Origin of the sequence: Yersinia sp. 2553 StPb PI (assembly GCF_052217105.1) — a bacterium.
Classification (GTDB): Bacteria; Pseudomonadota; Gammaproteobacteria; order Enterobacterales; family Enterobacteriaceae; genus Yersinia; species Yersinia enterocolitica_E.
The window spans coordinates 2389159-2405582 of sequence record NZ_JAZGPX010000002.1 but is presented as its reverse complement, the minus strand read 5'-3'; the positions used below and the strand labels follow the sequence as shown (position 1 = coordinate 2405582).

Sequence of the window (16424 nt, the reverse complement as noted above, 5' to 3'; positions counted from 1 at the left end):
GTTGCGGGGCGCATTATGCGTATATGGCCGAATTGCGTCAACTAATTTTTTCCCAAAAAAGCGCTGAAAGGGTTCGTTTGTGTGGCTTGTGAACAGTCTGGTGATTAAAGCAGCACTTATGGTGATTAATTGTTGAATTTGCCAGCAAAAAACAAGGCTACCCTAGGGCAGCCTTGAGATTGGACAGTCAATATAGGCAGACCATCACATTCAATTATTTATAAGCGTCCTGATGCACGCCAACCGCACGGCCGGAAGGGTCATCCATACTTTTGAATGATTCATCCCACTCGATGGCTTTTGCTGATGAACAGGCGACTGATGGGCCACCAGGGACACATTCAGCGGCACTTGGCAGCGGGAACAGCTCTTCAAAAATTTCGCGATACAAGTAGCCTTCTTTTGACGATGGCGTGTTGTATGGGAAACGGAAGTGGGCAGTTTCCATCTGTTGATCAGTGACTTGCTCTGCGGCTTTCTCTTTTAGTGTGTCAATCCAGCTATAGCCGACACCATCAGAGAATTGTTCTTTCTGACGCCAGGCGACGCTGTGTGGTAAGTAAGATTCAAAACATTCACGCAGGACATGTTTTTCCATTTTGCCATTACCACACATTTTGTCCTGCGGATTGATACGCATCGCAACATCGAGGAAGTTCTTATCTAGGAAGGGGACGCGGGCCTCAACACCCCAGGCAGACATCGCTTTGTTGGCACGCGCACAGTCATACATGTGCAGGGCTAGCAATTTACGCACAGTCTCTTCATGCAATTCTTTCGCATTTGGTGCTTTGTGGAAGTAGAGGTAGCCGCCGAACACTTCATCAGACCCTTCGCCAGACAGCACCATCTTGATCCCCATCGCTTTGATTTTACGCGACATCAGATACATTGGTGTTGAGGCACGGATGGTGGTGACATCATAGGTTTCAATGTGATAAATCACATCACGGATAGCATCCAAACCTTCTTGCACGGTGAAATGAATTTCATGGTGCACGGTACCTAAATGGTTGGCGACTTCTTTCGCAGCACGTAAATCCGGTGAGCCAATCAGACCCACTGCAAAGGAGTGCAGTTGTGGCCACCAGGCTTCACTGCGCTCATCGTCTTCGACACGACGGGCGGCAAATTTTTTGGTGATAGCAGAGATAACGGAAGAGTCCAGACCACCGGACAGCAATACACCGTAAGGCACGTCAGACATCAAGTGGCTTTTTACCGCGTCTTCTAACGCGTTAGCCAACTGAACTTTGTCAGTTACATTGTCTTTGACGTTGTCGAAATCAAACCAATCGCGATGATAGTATTCGCGAATCTCACCCTCTTTACTCCACAGATAGCTGCCCGCTGGGAACTCTTTAATGGTGCGGCACACCGGTACCAATGCTTTCATCTCTGAAGCAACAAACATGTTGCCGTTTTCATCATGGCCCATATATAGCGGGATAATCCCCAAATGGTCACGGCCAATCAGATAGGCATCTTTTTCTGTATCGTACAGGACGAAAGCGAACATACCTTGCAGGTCATCAAGGAAGTCTGGGCCTTTTTCCTGATACAACGCCAGAATCACTTCACAATCTGAGCCGGTTTGAAACGCGTAACGGTCACCATATTGCTGACGTAATGCCTGATGATTATAGATTTCACCGTTAACGGCCAAAATATGCGTGTGGGCCGCATTAAACAGGGGCTGGGCACCGGTATTGACGTCAACGATAGACAAACGTTCGTGGGCGAGAATGGCTTTATCATTTGCCCACACACCAGACCAATCCGGGCCACGATGGCGCATTAAACGTGACATTTCCAGCGCTTTTTTACGTAACTCAATGGGGTCGGTTTTAAGGTCGAGGACCCCGAAAATAGAACACATAATAATCTCCCTAACTTCTCTGCTTTGGCGGTGATGATGTTGAATTTGAGTCGTTCATCGCTGGATCTGTTTTTTCACACTTGCTTATGAGTGATGCAAGTTATGCCCCATGACGATGCAGTCATCCAAATTATTTCTAAACTAGATGTGAGAAATACATGCAATTTATACGCCAATTCACAGCGCTATTATTTTGGTGCAATGGTTGGTACGGCAATGGGTACCTATACCCAAAGCACTTGACGTTGCAGGCAGGCAGCCAGCGAGTCAGTCCCGATGAGCTTAACTCAGTCAAGTGATTCGGGTGAGTGAACCCAGCTAACACCCCAGCAGCTTCAAGGACGAAGGCTATAAAAGAAAATGCGCCAAAATAGGGCGTAATGGCAAGAAACTTTGGTGCACTGCACTAAAAAAAGGCATAGCGCTAAAGGGGGTGGGGGCAAAAAAGAGAGTGGCGGCCATGACATGACCGCCAACAGAGATTAGATAATATTGATATCAACCACGGAAGAGAAAACGTAGTTCGGGCGAAATGGCATGGCTTCAATATCTGTTAGCGTTGAAACACCGGACAGGACCAAAATCGTTTTCAACCCAGCCTGGAAACCGGCCAGAATATCGGTACGTAGGTTATCACCGACAATTACCGTGCTTTCTGAATGGGCATGCATTTTATTCAGCGCCGCGCGAATGATCCACGGGCTGGGCTTACCCACATAAAACGGCTTGCGACCGGAGATTTTCTCAATAGGTGCGCACAATGCGCCACACGCCGGAGCAAACCCGTGCCCGTGGCTATCGGGGTTGGTGGCAATAAAACGCGCACCATTGGCGACAAAATAGGCGGCTTTATGCATCATGTCCCAGTTATAGGAACGGGTTTCACCGACAATCACAAAGTCAGGATTGATATCGGTGATAGTAAAGCCAGCTTTATAGAGTTCATGTACTAATGCACCTTCACCCACAACATAGGCCTTTTTACCTTCCTGATTGCGCAGGAAGTCGGCAGTGGCCATCGCCGAGGTATAAAAGGCGCTTTCGGGTACGTCCAACCCAGCAGAACTGAAGCGGTTAGCCAGATCCTGCGCGGTTTGTGACGGATAGTTGGTCAGAATAACCAGCGGCATTCCAGCATTTTGAATCCGGGCCAGAAAGTCGTTAGCGCCCGGTATCGCTTTATTATCATGTAACAACACACCATCGATATCACAAATAACGCTTTTAATTGTCATGGTTAAACCCAAATTAATTGGAGTTACAGTTAGGCAGCAAATGAGTGCATCCCGATGTGCTGACGCTGGTCAGTATTCGGGTCAGTGAGAGCAGCAGCCTCAAGTCAGAAGGGTATTATATTACTCATTTTTGCACGGCAATGGTCCACTATAACATGACCGATAAGGCGTTTACCCCTGCCGTTGCCTTATTTGCATCTACGCGTTAGCTTTCCAGCAGGCGTTGCAATAATACACCGTTCAACATGGCGCGCTTAGCCAGAGCAAAAGCACCAATTGCAGACTGATGATCAAGCTGCGACGTCACGATAGGCAGATTCAGGCGGAAGTTTTTCAATACTTGTGTATTGATGCAACTCTGAATGGCTGGCAGTAGGATTTTATCGGCTTCAATGATTTCACCCGCAATAACGACTTTTTGCGGATTAAATAAGTTGATGGCGATAGAAATGGCTTTGCCCAGATAGCGGCCCACGTGCTCAATCACTTCGCTTGCCAGCAAGTCACCCCGGTTAGCCGCTTTGCAGATAGCGCCGATATGACAATCATCCAACGTTAATTTGCTTGGGTAGCCCTGAGCGAGCAGGTGGCGCACTCGATTTTCAATGGCTGCATTGGAGGCAACCGTTTCCAGGCAGCCAAAATTGCCGCAATAACAGCGCTCACCCAATGGATCAATCTGGATATGACCGATTTCACCCACGTTACCGTTACTGCCCAAGAATATCTGGCTGTTAACGATAATACCCGCACCGGTACCACGATGCAGACGAACCAAGATGGAGTCTTCACAGTCACGAGTTGCACCAAAGTAGTGCTCCGCCAGTGCCAAACTACGAATATCGTGGCCAACAAAACTGGTGACATTAAAACGATTTTGCAGATTTTCGACTAATGGCCAGTTGCTGACACTGATATGGGGCATATAGCGCACGATACCTTTGTGCGGTTCAACCAGGCCTGGGAGGATAACCGCAATGGCAATCAGCTCACGCAATTTGCGCTGATAGGCTTCGATAAACTGACTGATAATAGTAAACAGCGCGTGTTCCAGCGTTTCTTGCGTGCGTTCAGGTAGCGAATAATGTTCTTCACCCAGTGATTTACCGCTCATATCAAACAGGGTAATAGTCGCATCATGGCGGCCCAGGCGCACCGCAATGGTATGGAACTGGCGGTTTTCTGTCACTATAGATATAGCACGGCGACCGCCGGTAGAGGCTTGCTGATCAACTTCCTTGATAAGCCCCCGTTCCAGCAGCTGACGCGTAATTTTGGTGACACTGGCGGGGGCGAGTTGGCTGAGATCGGCAATCTGAATGCGCGAGATCGGGCCTTGCTGATCAATAAGCCGGTAAACAACGGCACCATTGAGTTGTTTCACAAGATCCACATTACCAATTTGTGACTGTCCGCCGGTGCTCATCAATAAAATTACTCGCTTATTTTAAAACCTCGTTACCGTTAACGATGGTTTTAGTGATTTTATAATCGCGGGTAAAGGCAGTCAGGTTGGCCACTTTGCCGACTTCAATACTCCCTAACTGCTTATCCACGCCAATAGCGCGGGCCGCATACAGTGTCGCCATACGCAATGTTTCGTCCAGTGCGATGCCAACGTGTTCCACACTATTTTGTACCGCTTCGATCATCGTCAGTGCTGAACCGCTTAATGTGCCATTCTCATCCACACATAAACCATCGCGATAGTATATTGTTTTGCCAGCAAAAATAAATTGATCAATTTCAGCACCCGCCGGAGCGGTAGCATCAGTTACCAGTACCAGCTTGTCACCTTTCAGACGTTTTGCGTTGCGAATATTGGCCCAGTCGACATGCAGGCCATCTGCTATCACCCCGGTGTAGATTTCCGGCGTATCAAAAATCGCTCCGATCAGGCCGGGTTCACGTCCGGTGATGTATGGCATGGCATTATACAGATGTGTCGCAAAGCGGATACCGGCCGCAAAGCCTTGGCGGGCTTGCTGATAAGTGGCATTCGAGTGACCGGCTGAAACCAAAATACCGGCTTCAGTCAACTGGCGAATGTATTTGTCATCAACCATCTCTGGTGCCAGAGTGAATTGGGTAATCACATCCGCATTTGCACACAGATAATCAATCATCTCTGCGGTTGGTTTGCGAATAAACGCTGGGTTATGTGTGCCTTTCTTGAGTGGGCTAAGATATGGCCCCTCCAGATGCAGACCCAACGCTTTATGTTGGTTTTTTTGCAGGTATGAACGCATGACATTAATGCCGTGCTTCATAAACTCATCACTACATGTGATGAGTGTTGGCAGGAAGCTGGTGCAACCAGACTTTTCATTCGCGCGCTGCATGATATCCAATGTCTCTTCGGAGATAGCTTCGAGAGAATCATTGAATTGCACGCCGCCGCAGCCATTTAACTGCACATCAATAAAACCGGGGGCCAGAATGGCGCCACCCAAATCGCGCACCTCAATATCAGCCGGAAGTTCAGCGGCAGGACAGATACGTTCGATCAATCCATCAGCCACGACAACAGCATGATTATCCAGTACTTCGTGGCTGGTATAAATACGGCCGTGAGTTAAAGCGTACATCTTAGCCCCCTGATGACTGTTACAGACCTTTGATATTTTCAGCTTCCAATTCGTGGAAGTATTTTACAGTTTTAACCTTCAATTCCATAGTGGAAGGTTCATCACACACCATGATGGCTTTGGCATGCAGTTGTAGGCAACTGATGGTCCACATGTGGTTGATGCTACCTTCGACCGCAGCTTGCAAGGCTTGTGCTTTACCGTGGCCAGTGACCAGAATCATCACTTCTTCCGCATCCAGCAAGGTACCTACACCTACTGTAAGCGCATATTTCGGCACGAGGTTTGCATCACCACCAAAGAAGCGGGAGTTAGCGATGCGGGTTTCTTGCGTTAGCGTTTTGATACGAGTACGGGATGCCAAAGACGATGCCGGTTCATTAAATGCGATGTGACCGTCAACGCCCACGCCACCCATAAACAGGTTAATTTTACCGTAAGACTTAATTTTTTCTTCGTAACGACGACATTCTTCATCGATATCTGGCGCGTTGCCATTTAACAGGTTGATGTTCTCGGCTGGGATATCAACATGATCGAAGAAATTGGAGTGCATGAAGGTGTAGTAACTTTCGGGGTGTTCTTGTGGCAAACCGACATATTCGTCCATATTGAATGTAACAACGTTTTTAAAACTGACGTCACCGGCTTTGTGCATCGCAACCAAATGTTTGTATGCTTCCATCGGTGTGCCACCGGTTGGCAGACCCAATACAAATGGGCGCTCAGCGGTTGGTTTAAATGCGTTGATACGGCTAACGATATGACGTGCTGCCCATTTACCAACTTCTGTGGTGTTTTTCAGTGGGATAAGTCTCATCTTGCACCTCTTGGATTGCTAATAGTGGCTATACTCTACGCGATTTGAATCATCAGCTAAGCGTAACCCAGATTTTGACTCATGCGTTGGTACAATGCTTTGTTCATTTTTCGAATGATAAAATAAGTTTTGTATCGTGGCTAGTGCATTGGTGCTTTTTCACTAGTTTTTGGTGACATTTATCACAGAATAGGGGGTTTTAATTTGCGTTACGAAATAATTTTTTTACACTCCGCAATGAGTAATACGTGCCGTGAATAAATAAAAAGTGTGCCATGCGTTTTTCTAAAAGGTAGTGAGTCAATTAAATAAACTACTTAAAGGGTCCGATAGCGGACGAATAGGGGGAAAGGTGAATATTCTTAGTTACTTACAAAAAGTGGGCCGGGCCTTGATGGTCCCAGTGGCCACACTACCAGCCGCCGCGATACTGATGGGCGTAGGCTATTGGATCGATCCGGTAAGCTGGGGTGGTGATAATGCACTGGCGGCATTATTTATCAAATCCGGTGCGGCGATTATCGACAACATGTCCGTGCTGTTCGCAATTGGTGTTGCTTACGGTATGTCAAAAGACAAAGACGGTGCGGCTGCACTGACCGGCTTTGTAGGTTTCCTGGTATTAACCACGCTGTGCTCGCCTGCTGCGGTGTCGATGATTCAAAAGATCCCGGTTGATCAGGTGCCGGCAGCTTTTGGTAAAATCAACAACCAGTTCGTGGGTATTCTGGTGGGTATTATCTCTGCTGAGTTGTACAACCGCTTTAGCAGCGTTGAATTGCCAAAAGCACTCTCCTTCTTCAGCGGCCGCCGTCTGGTTCCAATTCTGACGTCCTTCCTGATGATCGTGGTTGCCTTCATTCTGATGTACGTTTGGCCACTGATTTATAACGCGCTGGTGACCTTCGGCGAATACATCAAAGATATGGGTTCAGTGGGGGCGGGTATCTATGCCTTCTTCAACCGCTTGCTTATCCCAGTCGGCCTGCACCATGCCCTGAACTCAGTGTTCTGGTTTGACGTTGCTGGTATTAACGATATTCCTAACTTCCTCGGTGGCCAACAATCTATCGATTCTGGTAAAGCTGTTGTGGGTATCACTGGCCGTTATCAGGCTGGCTTCTTCCCAATCATGATGTTTGGTTTACCGGGTGCGGCGTTGGCGATTTATCACTGCGCGCGTCCTGAAAATAGAGCGAAAGTGGCTGGTATCATGTTGGCGGGTGCATTTGCAGCTTTCTTCACTGGTATCACCGAACCACTTGAATTCTCCTTCATGTTTGTCGCACCGGTACTGTACTTCTTGCACGCCGTGCTGACCGGTATTTCGGTGTTCATTGCTGCCAGCATGCATTGGATTGCCGGCTTTGGTTTCAGCGCCGGTTTAGTGGATATGGTGCTCTCTTCTCGCAACCCGCTAGCCACACAGTGGTATATGCTGATCCCACAAGGTTTGGTGTTCTTCGCCATTTACTACGTGGTGTTCCGTTTCACCATCCAGAAATTCAACTTGCTGACACCTGGGCGTGAATTGGCAGTTGAAGGCAGTGAAGAAGATGGTTATGACGTCAATGTTGATAACACCCCAGCAGTAAACGAAAGTGAAATCAACGGTTTGGCGCGTCGCTATATTGGTGCTATCGGTGGTTCAGATAACCTGACTGCCATTGATGCCTGCATCACCCGCCTACGTCTGAACGTAAAAGATTCTGCCCAGGTTAATGACAGTGTTGCCAAGCGCTTAGGTGCGTCAGGTGTCATTCGTCTGAATAAACAAAGTGTGCAAATCATTGTGGGTACCCGCGCAGAATTGATTGCTTCGGCCATGCGTACTGTGTTGGCAGGTGGTTCGGTTCCTGCCGCCACCAGCAGTTCTGTGCCACCCGCAGACGTTAAGCCTCAGGCAGTTATTAACACCACTAAAACAGCCTCTCTGGTACTGGTTTCGCCTATTACCGGTGATGTTGTCGCACTGGATCAGGTTCCTGATGAAGCTTTTGCCAGCAAAGCAGTCGGTGAGGGTGTTGCCATCCGTCCTACTGATAAAATGGTGGTTTCTCCGGCGAACGGGACTATCGTAAAAATCTTCAATACTGACCATGCATTCTGTCTGGAAACTGAAACCGGCGCAGAAATTGTGGTTCATATCGGGATTGATACGGTAAAACTGAACGGTCAGGGCTTTGCTCGTCTGGTTGACGAGGGAGCCACTGTCGTTGCCGGTCAACCGATATTGGAACTGGACCTGGCTTATCTGAACGCCAATGCGCGCTCAATGATTAGCCCGGTTGTGGTAAGCAATATTGATGATTATGCCGGTATCTCGGTATTGGCAGGCAGCTCTGTTGTTGCCGGTCAAAGCCCGTTGTTTGAGATTCAGAGCAAATAATTGGCTTATACTCGTCATACTTCAAGCTGCATGTACGTTGGCTGCGTTCAATCACCCGAATCACTTACTACAGTAAGCTCATCGGGATTCATTCGCTTGCCGCCTTCCTGCAACTCGTATTATTTAGAGTATAGAATTCGCGGTAGTAGAGTACTTATGTATTGAATGACCGGACTGAGTTTTAATCAAATCAGCGGGAAGAGAGCAATCTCTTCCCGTTTTTTTGTTTTATTTCCTGTAACAAACGGTTGTTTCCAAGTCGGGCTTGTTGGATTATATGCGGTTATATTTGTTGCGTTTGCATTGAGGAATAGAACAATGAGTGAGGCAGAAGCCCGCCCGAGTAATTTTATCCGTCAGATAATTGACGAAGATTTAGCCAGCGGTAAACACACGTCGGTTCATACCCGCTTTCCGCCAGAGCCAAATGGCTACCTGCATATTGGTCATGCCAAATCTATCTGCCTGAACTTTGGCATCGCACAAGATTATCAGGGTCAGTGTAATTTGCGTTTCGACGACACCAACCCGGTGAAAGAAGACGTCGAGTTCGTCGAGTCGATTAAACACGATGTAGAGTGGCTAGGCTTCACCTGGAGCGGTGATGTGCGTTACTCCTCAGACTATTTCGACCAACTGTACCAGTACGCTGTAGAGCTGATTAATAAGGGCCTGGCGTATGTCGATGAGTTAACCGCTGAGCAGATGCGCGAATATCGCGGCACACTGACTGCGCCGGGGAAAAATAGCCCGTACCGTGATCGCAGTGTGGAAGAGAATCTGGCGCTGTTTGAAAAGATGCGTGCTGGTGGTTTTGCTGAGGGAACTGCGTGTCTGCGTGCCAAAATCGATATGGCGTCACCGTTTATCGTGATGCGTGACCCGGTGCTGTATCGTATTAAGTTTGCCGAACACCATCAGTCTGGTAACAAGTGGTGCATCTACCCGATGTATGACTTTACCCATTGTATTTCTGATGCGATTGAAGGGATCACCCATTCACTCTGTACGCTGGAATTCCAGGATAACCGCCGCTTATATGATTGGGTGCTGGATAATATCTCTATCGAATGTCATCCGCGTCAGTATGAATTCTCTCGCCTGAATCTAGAATACGCCATTATGTCTAAGCGTAAGCTGAATCAATTGGTGACCGAGAAAGTCGTGGAAGGCTGGGATGATCCACGTATGCCAACGATTTCTGGTTTGCGTCGCCGTGGCTACACCGCGGCTTCCATCCGGGAGTTCTGCCGCCGTATTGGGGTGACCAAGCAGGATAACAACGTTGAAATGATGTCACTGGAGTCTTGTATCCGTGATGATCTCAACGAAAATGCCCCACGGGCCATGGCGGTTCTTGACCCAATCAAGGTGATTATTGAAAATCGTGTGGCCGGGGAAGAGTGGCTGACTATGCCAAATCACCCGAATAACCCGGAGATGGGCACGCGTCAGGTTCCTTTCGATAGCGAGCTTTATATCGATCGCGCCGACTTCCGTGAAGAAGCCAATAAACAGTACAAGCGTTTGGTGCTAGGCAAAGAAGTGCGCTTACGTAATGCCTATGTTATCAAAGCTGAACGTGTCGAAAAGGACGCAGAAGGCAATGTGACTACGCTTTATTGCAGTTATGACGCAGAAACCTTAAACAAAGATCCAGCCGATGGCCGCAAAGTTAAAGGCGTTATTCATTGGGTTTCTGTTAAGCATGCATTGCCGGCAGAAATTCGCCTGTATGACCGTCTGTTTAGCGTACCAAACCCTGCGGCGGCGGAAGACTTCTTGTCTACCATCAATCCTGAGTCGTTGATTATCCGTCAGGGTTTTGTTGAACCAGGTTTGGTTGATGCGGTTCCAGAGCTAACCTATCAATTTGAACGTGAAGGTTATTTCTGTGCCGATAGCCGCTATTCACGCCCTGATGCCTTGGTATTTAACCGTACTGTCGGTTTGCGTGATACTTGGGCGGCAAAAGCGACCAGTTAAGTTTTAGTTCTCACTCAGAACAGTAGAATTGGCGTGGCTTAGTCCACGCTTTTTTTATGCCCTGATTTCCTGCAAATTTGATGTTAACAACGGGTATTCACCCAAATCACATGACTGCGTAAGTTCATCCAGATAGCTGTGCATTGTCTGGTTGCACACTCGGTTTATTAGAAATAAAACTGAAATTGTTTATTGTACTAAACACTAATAACTCCCTTTCTCTTTTCCACTTCTGCGTTTTATCCCCTGGTCAATGTCGACATATTGCTCCTTTTTTTAGCAACAAAGCGGCTGTCTGTAAGTCTTTCTTAAATATTCGCTTTACGAATTAACTGAGGAGAAATCCCTATTTCATGGAGAGAAAACGCAGGCTTTATTGCATCGGCTGAAACCATTCAATATGTCAATGAGAGAAGATTTACAATTAAGAATATGACGTTATGCATTGTTTTTAAAGCTTTTGTGAACTCTGTAATATTTTTTCACAGTTATGTGCTCGTTGTCATACTTTGAATAATTAGCGTTATTTTTAATTGATAATTCGCGTCGCGAAAAATAGTCTGTGTGGCAGCAGCAATCTACAGAGCGGTTGTTTTTCGCAACAGAAGTTTTTTAGCAGTAATGGCTGGTGGTTATTTCTCCCCAGCAAAAATTTTACCCACTAGGGTTTTTTTGAGGCTAAACCTGTGAGCTGTGGTGGACACAGGCAACGCACTTTAAATGTGATGTCAAAGAGGAATTTTTTCATATGGTTACGCACGGTGCTAAACGTAAAACGCTGGCGCTCGCAGTCGCGGGTGCATTGTTAGGAACGGGGTTCATGGTAGCCCCAGAGGCCAAGGCTAAAGGCTTTATTGATGATTCGTCACTGACCGGTGGGATTTATTATTGGCAGCGTCAGCGTGACCGTAAAGATTTAACGCCAGGGAGTGCGGAGTACGGCAAATATGTCGCCAACTTGCACCATTCTACCTTTAACGCCAATCTGGATTTCTCTTCCGGTTATGCGGCTGACATGTTTGGTATTGACTTGGCTGCTTTCGGCGCAGTTGAAATGACCAACAGTGGCCCGGCAGCGCCAAACGAAATTGGTTTCAGTGACGCTAAAACCCGTTGGGATGAGAAATGGACCGGTGATAAGAGTGGCGTCAGTGTTTATAAAGCCGCGGCCAAATTTAAGCTAGGTGATTTCTGGGCGCGGGGTGGTTATATCCAGCCAACGGGTCAGACACTGCTCGCACCACACTGGAGCTTTATGCCAGGGACCTACCGTGGGGCTGAAGGTGGCGCCAAATTTGATTTTGATACTGCCGGTGCCTTGTCCATGTCTTACATGTGGACTGATGAATATAAAGCGCCTTGGTATCAGAATATGTACAACTTCCGCCAGGCTGATGGCAAGACCGGCGTAAGTTACCTGCACTCAATCGGTGCTAAATACGATTTCAAAAACAAACTGGTGATGGAAGCGGCATTTGGCCAGGCAAAAGATTACATGGACCAGTATTTCGCCAAGGCTTCTTACGCCTTCCCGGTGGCTGGCAATGATCTTCGTACCTCTTATCAGTTCTACGGCGCAAAAGATAAAGTTGATGGCGGTGCCAGCAATGTAAACGACGTCTATGACGGATTAGCCTGGCTACAAGCGCTGACATTGGGCTACACCACCGGGCCATTTGACTTGCGTCTTGAAGGTACCTGGGCCAAAGCTGACGGTAACCAAGGTTACTTCCTGCAACGTATGACGCCAGGCTATGCGACCTCTAATGGCCGTTTGGATGTTTGGTGGGATTCCCGCTCTGATTTCAACGCCAACGGCGAAAAAGCGCTGTTTGGTGGCGTGATGTATGACCTGAAAAACTGGAATCTTGCGGGTTGGTCAGTGGGAACCTCCTATGCGTATGGCTGGGATGCAAAACCAAGTACTAACCCAATTTATGACCAGAATACGCGTCTGAAAGAATCTGCTTGGAACTTTGATGTTCTCTACACTCTGCAAGAAGGCCGGGCGAAAGGCACGCTCTTCAAACTGCATTACACCATGTATGACAACCACACCAATATTCCAAGCTTTGGCGGCGGTTTTGGCAACGTATTCCAGGATGAAAAAGACGTTAAATTCATCGTGATTGCACCCTTTACCATCTTCTGATGTTGACCACTTTTTGATTGCCATCCCCGGTAACCAACCCGGGGACATAATGGAGCACCCGCCATGAAGAAAATGCTTTTTATTATTACCACAGTATTGGGATTAAGTGCCTGCGCACCACAAACCCCAGTTCAACCGGAAGATAGCAAACTCAAACAAGCCTACAGCGCGTGCATCAATGCCAGCGAAGGTTCGCCAGAAAGATTGATCCCCTGCAAGGCGGTGCTAGATGTGCTGAAACAAGAGAAAGCGCATCAGGCTTTTACTGAGAAAGAGACCGTTCGAGTATTGGATTACCAGCGTTGCATTGATGCTGCACATACCGGTAATGGTCAGGCCTATGACGCGCAATGCGGGAAGCTGTGGCAAGAAATACGCAGTAATAATAACCCAGATAAATAATAGTCCTGATAAAAGTGACCAGGATAACGGCAATTGAGCTAACAATAACGCTGCCAGCAGCAATACTGTCAATAGCCGTTTTGGCAGCAGTTATTAATTACGGATGAGGTTAGTGATGAATAAATTCAAATTAAATGCTTTAGCGGCGATAACCGCAACCTTTGGCTTGATGGGATATGCCAATGCTGATACCCGTAATCAACAACTTGTTGATCAACTCAGCACATTGAAAGTTAATTATAAATTGTTGGATAACCGTGCTGCTGAAAATGGCGTTGATTGCGCCAAACTGGGTGCCGACTGGGCATCATGTAATAAAGTCATGATTACTCTGACCAACACCGGGGATGAGATAGTCGGCCAAGACTGGGCTATTTATTTCCATAGTATCCGCCAGATTCTGACCGTCGATAATAGCCAGTTTAAAATTACGCATCTGACGGGCGATTTGCATAAAATTGAACCTACCGCCAAATTCACCGGATTCCCCGCCAATCAAGCGGTTGAAATCCCTATTACTGGCGAATACTGGCAGTTGTTTGCCACTGACTTTATGCCGCGCTGGTATGCCACTGCTGGCGATGCTAAACCCAAAGTACTAAAAAATACCGATACCGAAGATATCAATGAGTATCTGACACAGTTTACTGGCGATCAGTGGAAACGCACCAAAGATGACAATAATGTGCTGATGACGCCGGAATCACGCTTTGTTAAAAACGAAGCGGTAAAAACGTTGTCTGTGGCTAACTTGCGTGGGCAAATAATCCCTACGCCTATGGAGATTAAGCTCTATAAACAGGATGTGGATCTGAGTCACGGGGTTGCGCTGGATCTGAGTGTATTGCCTAAAGCTGCCGCAGAGGCAGCTCAGCAGCGCTTCGAATTACTGGGTCTGAAGGCCAATTCAGCCGGTTTCCCGATAAAAACTGTGATTCAACCTGCCGCGTTTAAAGGTGACTTAGCGGTTTCCGGTGCTTACGAGCTGAAAATTGGCGAGAAAGGGGCACAGGTTATTGGTTTTGATCCGAGCGGCGTGTTCTATGGCCTGCAATCCATTCTATCGTTGGTTCCGACTGACGGCACTAAGACTATTGCCACTCTTGAGGCGAAAGATGCGCCACGTTTTGAATACCGGGGTGTGTTCCTCGATGTTGGCCGTAATTTTAAAACCAAAGATGCAGTGCTGCGCTTACTTGATCAGATGTCAGCTTATAAGCTGAACAAATTCCACTTCCATCTAAGTGATGATGAAGGCTGGCGTATTGAAATCCCAGGCTTGCCCGAATTGACCGATGTTGGTAGCAAACGTTGTCACGATTTGACGGAGAATACCTGCTTGCTGCCGCAATTGGGTTCTGGCCCAGACAGCAATAATATGGGTAGCGGCCATTTCACTCGTGATGATTATATTGAGATTCTGAAATATGCCAAAGCACGCCAGATTGATGTGATCCCTGAAATCGATGTGCCAGCACACGCCCGTGCAGCCGTAGTGTCGATGGAAGCCCGTTATAACAATCTAATGAAACAGGGCAAAGAAAAAGAAGCTAACGAATTCCGTCTGCTTGACCCGACTGATGATTCCAATACCACGTCAGTTCAGTTCTATGAGCGTAAAAGCTATCTCAACCCATGCCTCGACTCTTCTAAGCGGTTTGTCGATAAAGTGATTGGCGAAATGGCGCAGATGCATAAAGAAGCCGGTATGCCACTGACTACCTGGCACTTTGGTGGCGATGAAGCGAAAAATATCCGTTTGGGTGCGGGTTATCAGGACAAAAACGGGCCGATTGAAGCGGGTAAAGGCATTATTGATAAGAGTGTTGAAGATAAACCTTGGGCCAAATCACAAGTTTGTCAGGATATGGTCAAACAAGGCAAGGTGCAGGATGTTGAACATCTTTCCAGCTATTTTGCCATTGAAGTCAGTAAGTTGGTTAATGCTCACGGCATCGAGAAGATGCAGGCTTGGCAGGATGGGTTGAAAGACGCCAAAGACGCCAAAGCGTTTGCCACTAAACGCGTTGGTGTCAACTTCTGGGATACCCTCTATTGGGGTGGTGCTGACTCAATCAATGATTGGGCCAATAAAGGTTATGAAGTGGTCGCGTCAAATCCAGATTATGTCTACTTCGATATGCCATATGAAGTTAATCCGAATGAACGCGGTTACTACTGGGCAACCCGCTTTAATGACGAAGCGAAAGTATTCAGCTTCGCACCAGATAACATGCCGCAGAATGCCGAGACCTCAGTGGACCGCGATGGTAATCACTTTAGCGCGAAAAGCGATAAACCTTGGCCGGGTGTACATGGCATCTCGGGTCAGTCATGGAATGAAACCGTCCGCACTGATGAGCAGATGGAATACATGATCTTCCCGCGGATGTTGCCATTGGCCGAGCGTGCCTGGCATCGCGCTTCGTGGGAGCAAGATTACAAAGCGGGCTGCGAATATCAAGGTGGCCAGACGCATAGCGTCGATACCAAGGCGTTGGACATCGATTGGCAACGTTTTGCCAACATCATGGGCCAACGTGAACTGGCAAAACTGGATAAAGCCGGTGTGTCATATCGCCTGCCTGTCCCCGGTGCTCGGGTTGTGGCGGGGCAGTTGGAAGCCAATATCTCACTGCCGGGCCTGATTATCGAGTATTCAACTGATGGCGGTAAGCAGTGGCAGAAGTATGATGCGAAGGCAAAACCTACCGTGAGTGGCGAGGTGATGATCCGCTCCACCAGCCCAGACGGTAAGCGTAGTAGCCGTGCTGAGTCGGTTAAAGTCTGAAAATTGGTAATATCGAGCTGTGTCTAATGTTATCTCCTGTTTGCTTTATTTTTTGGCCAAACAAATTTAAGTGAAGTTGAGTTGATGGTTTTTCCCCCGGCAGGTCCGGGGTTTTTTTTGCTGTAAAATTGATGCAGCTCGCTAAAGGGGGGAGAGTCAATAAATGGGGGCGATAAACAGTG

At 47.6% G+C, this 16424-nt stretch carries 10 protein-coding genes; 5 read left to right on the top strand and 5 right to left on the bottom strand.

Translation table 11 applies throughout. From position 1 onward, the window contains the following. Nucleotides 1-214 precede the first annotated feature (214 nt). The 5 genes from asnB to nagB all read right to left on the bottom strand — a co-directional run bounded on the left by asnB (nucleotide 215) and on the right by nagB (nucleotide 6522). Nucleotides 215-1879, bottom strand: a complete 1665-nt coding sequence (gene asnB, locus V2A84_RS12560; RefSeq protein ID WP_442848005.1) for an asparagine synthase B — start codon at nucleotides 1877-1879, stop codon at nucleotides 215-217. A 482-nt stretch (nucleotides 1880-2361) separates the two neighbouring features. Beyond that, nucleotides 2362-3114 (bottom strand): HAD-IIA family hydrolase, encoded by a 753-nt coding sequence (locus V2A84_RS12555; RefSeq protein WP_032908027.1) that lies wholly within the window; start codon nucleotides 3112-3114, stop codon nucleotides 2362-2364. Nucleotides 3115-3319: 205 nt separating this feature from the next. Continuing rightward, nucleotides 3320-4540, bottom strand: coding sequence for a DNA-binding transcriptional regulator NagC (gene nagC, locus V2A84_RS12550; RefSeq protein ID WP_193784698.1), 1221 nt, complete (start codon nucleotides 4538-4540; stop codon nucleotides 3320-3322). Nucleotides 4541-4556: 16 nt separating this feature from the next. Further along, nucleotides 4557-5702, bottom strand: a complete 1146-nt coding sequence (nagA, locus tag V2A84_RS12545) for an N-acetylglucosamine-6-phosphate deacetylase (protein WP_083159641.1) — start codon at nucleotides 5700-5702, stop codon at nucleotides 4557-4559. A gap of 19 nt (nucleotides 5703-5721) precedes the next feature. Then, nucleotides 5722-6522 carry a glucosamine-6-phosphate deaminase gene (nagB, locus tag V2A84_RS12540; protein WP_083159640.1) on the bottom strand — a complete coding sequence of 267 codons (801 nt, stop codon included), beginning with the start codon at nucleotides 6520-6522 and terminating at the stop codon, nucleotides 5722-5724. Between the two features lie 352 nt (nucleotides 6523-6874). Here nagB and nagE point away from each other — a divergent pair, with 352 nt between their 5' ends. The 5 genes from nagE (at nucleotide 6875) to V2A84_RS12515 (ending at nucleotide 16242) form a co-directional block, all read left to right on the top strand. Next, nucleotides 6875-8911, top strand: a complete 2037-nt coding sequence (gene nagE / locus V2A84_RS12535) for an N-acetylglucosamine-specific PTS transporter subunit IIBC (protein WP_442848880.1) — start codon at nucleotides 6875-6877, stop codon at nucleotides 8909-8911. Nucleotides 8912-9229: 318 nt separating this feature from the next. After that, nucleotides 9230-10897, top strand: a complete 1668-nt coding sequence (gene glnS / locus V2A84_RS12530; RefSeq protein WP_083159638.1) for a glutamine--tRNA ligase — start codon at nucleotides 9230-9232, stop codon at nucleotides 10895-10897. Nucleotides 10898-11645: 748 nt separating this feature from the next. Further along, entirely contained in the window at nucleotides 11646-13049 is a 1404-nt protein-coding gene (chiP, locus tag V2A84_RS12525) for a chitoporin ChiP (protein ID WP_083159637.1), read from the top strand. Between the two features lie 63 nt (nucleotides 13050-13112). Beyond that, entirely contained in the window at nucleotides 13113-13451 is a 339-nt protein-coding gene (gene chiQ / locus V2A84_RS12520) for a ChiQ/YbfN family lipoprotein (protein WP_083159636.1), read from the top strand. 115 nt (nucleotides 13452-13566) lie between these two features. Further along, nucleotides 13567-16242: a beta-N-acetylhexosaminidase gene (locus V2A84_RS12515; RefSeq protein WP_442848879.1), complete on the top strand. Its 2676-nt coding sequence runs from the start codon at nucleotides 13567-13569 to the stop codon at nucleotides 16240-16242. Nucleotides 16243-16424: the final 182 nt, after the last annotated feature.

What these genes read in the sequence shown, in the direction of transcription:
- asnB (WP_442848005.1), bottom strand. Translation starts at nt 1,879, where the DNA reads ATGTGTTCTATTTTCGGGGTCCTCGACCTTAAAACCGACCCCATTGAG.
- V2A84_RS12555 (WP_032908027.1), bottom strand. Translation starts at nt 3,114, where the DNA reads ATGACAATTAAAAGCGTTATTTGTGATATCGATGGTGTGTTGTTACAT.
- nagC (WP_193784698.1), bottom strand. Translation starts at nt 4,540, where the DNA reads ATGAGCACCGGCGGACAGTCACAAATTGGTAATGTGGATCTTGTGAAA.
- nagA (WP_083159641.1), bottom strand. Translation starts at nt 5,702, where the DNA reads ATGTACGCTTTAACTCACGGCCGTATTTATACCAGCCACGAAGTACTG.
- nagB (WP_083159640.1), bottom strand. Translation starts at nt 6,522, where the DNA reads ATGAGACTTATCCCACTGAAAAACACCACAGAAGTTGGTAAATGGGCA.
- glnS (WP_083159638.1), top strand. Translation starts at nt 9,230, where the DNA reads ATGAGTGAGGCAGAAGCCCGCCCGAGTAATTTTATCCGTCAGATAATT.
- chiP (WP_083159637.1), top strand. Translation starts at nt 11,646, where the DNA reads ATGGTTACGCACGGTGCTAAACGTAAAACGCTGGCGCTCGCAGTCGCG.
- chiQ (WP_083159636.1), top strand. Translation starts at nt 13,113, where the DNA reads ATGAAGAAAATGCTTTTTATTATTACCACAGTATTGGGATTAAGTGCC.
- V2A84_RS12515 (WP_442848879.1), top strand. Translation starts at nt 13,567, where the DNA reads ATGAATAAATTCAAATTAAATGCTTTAGCGGCGATAACCGCAACCTTT.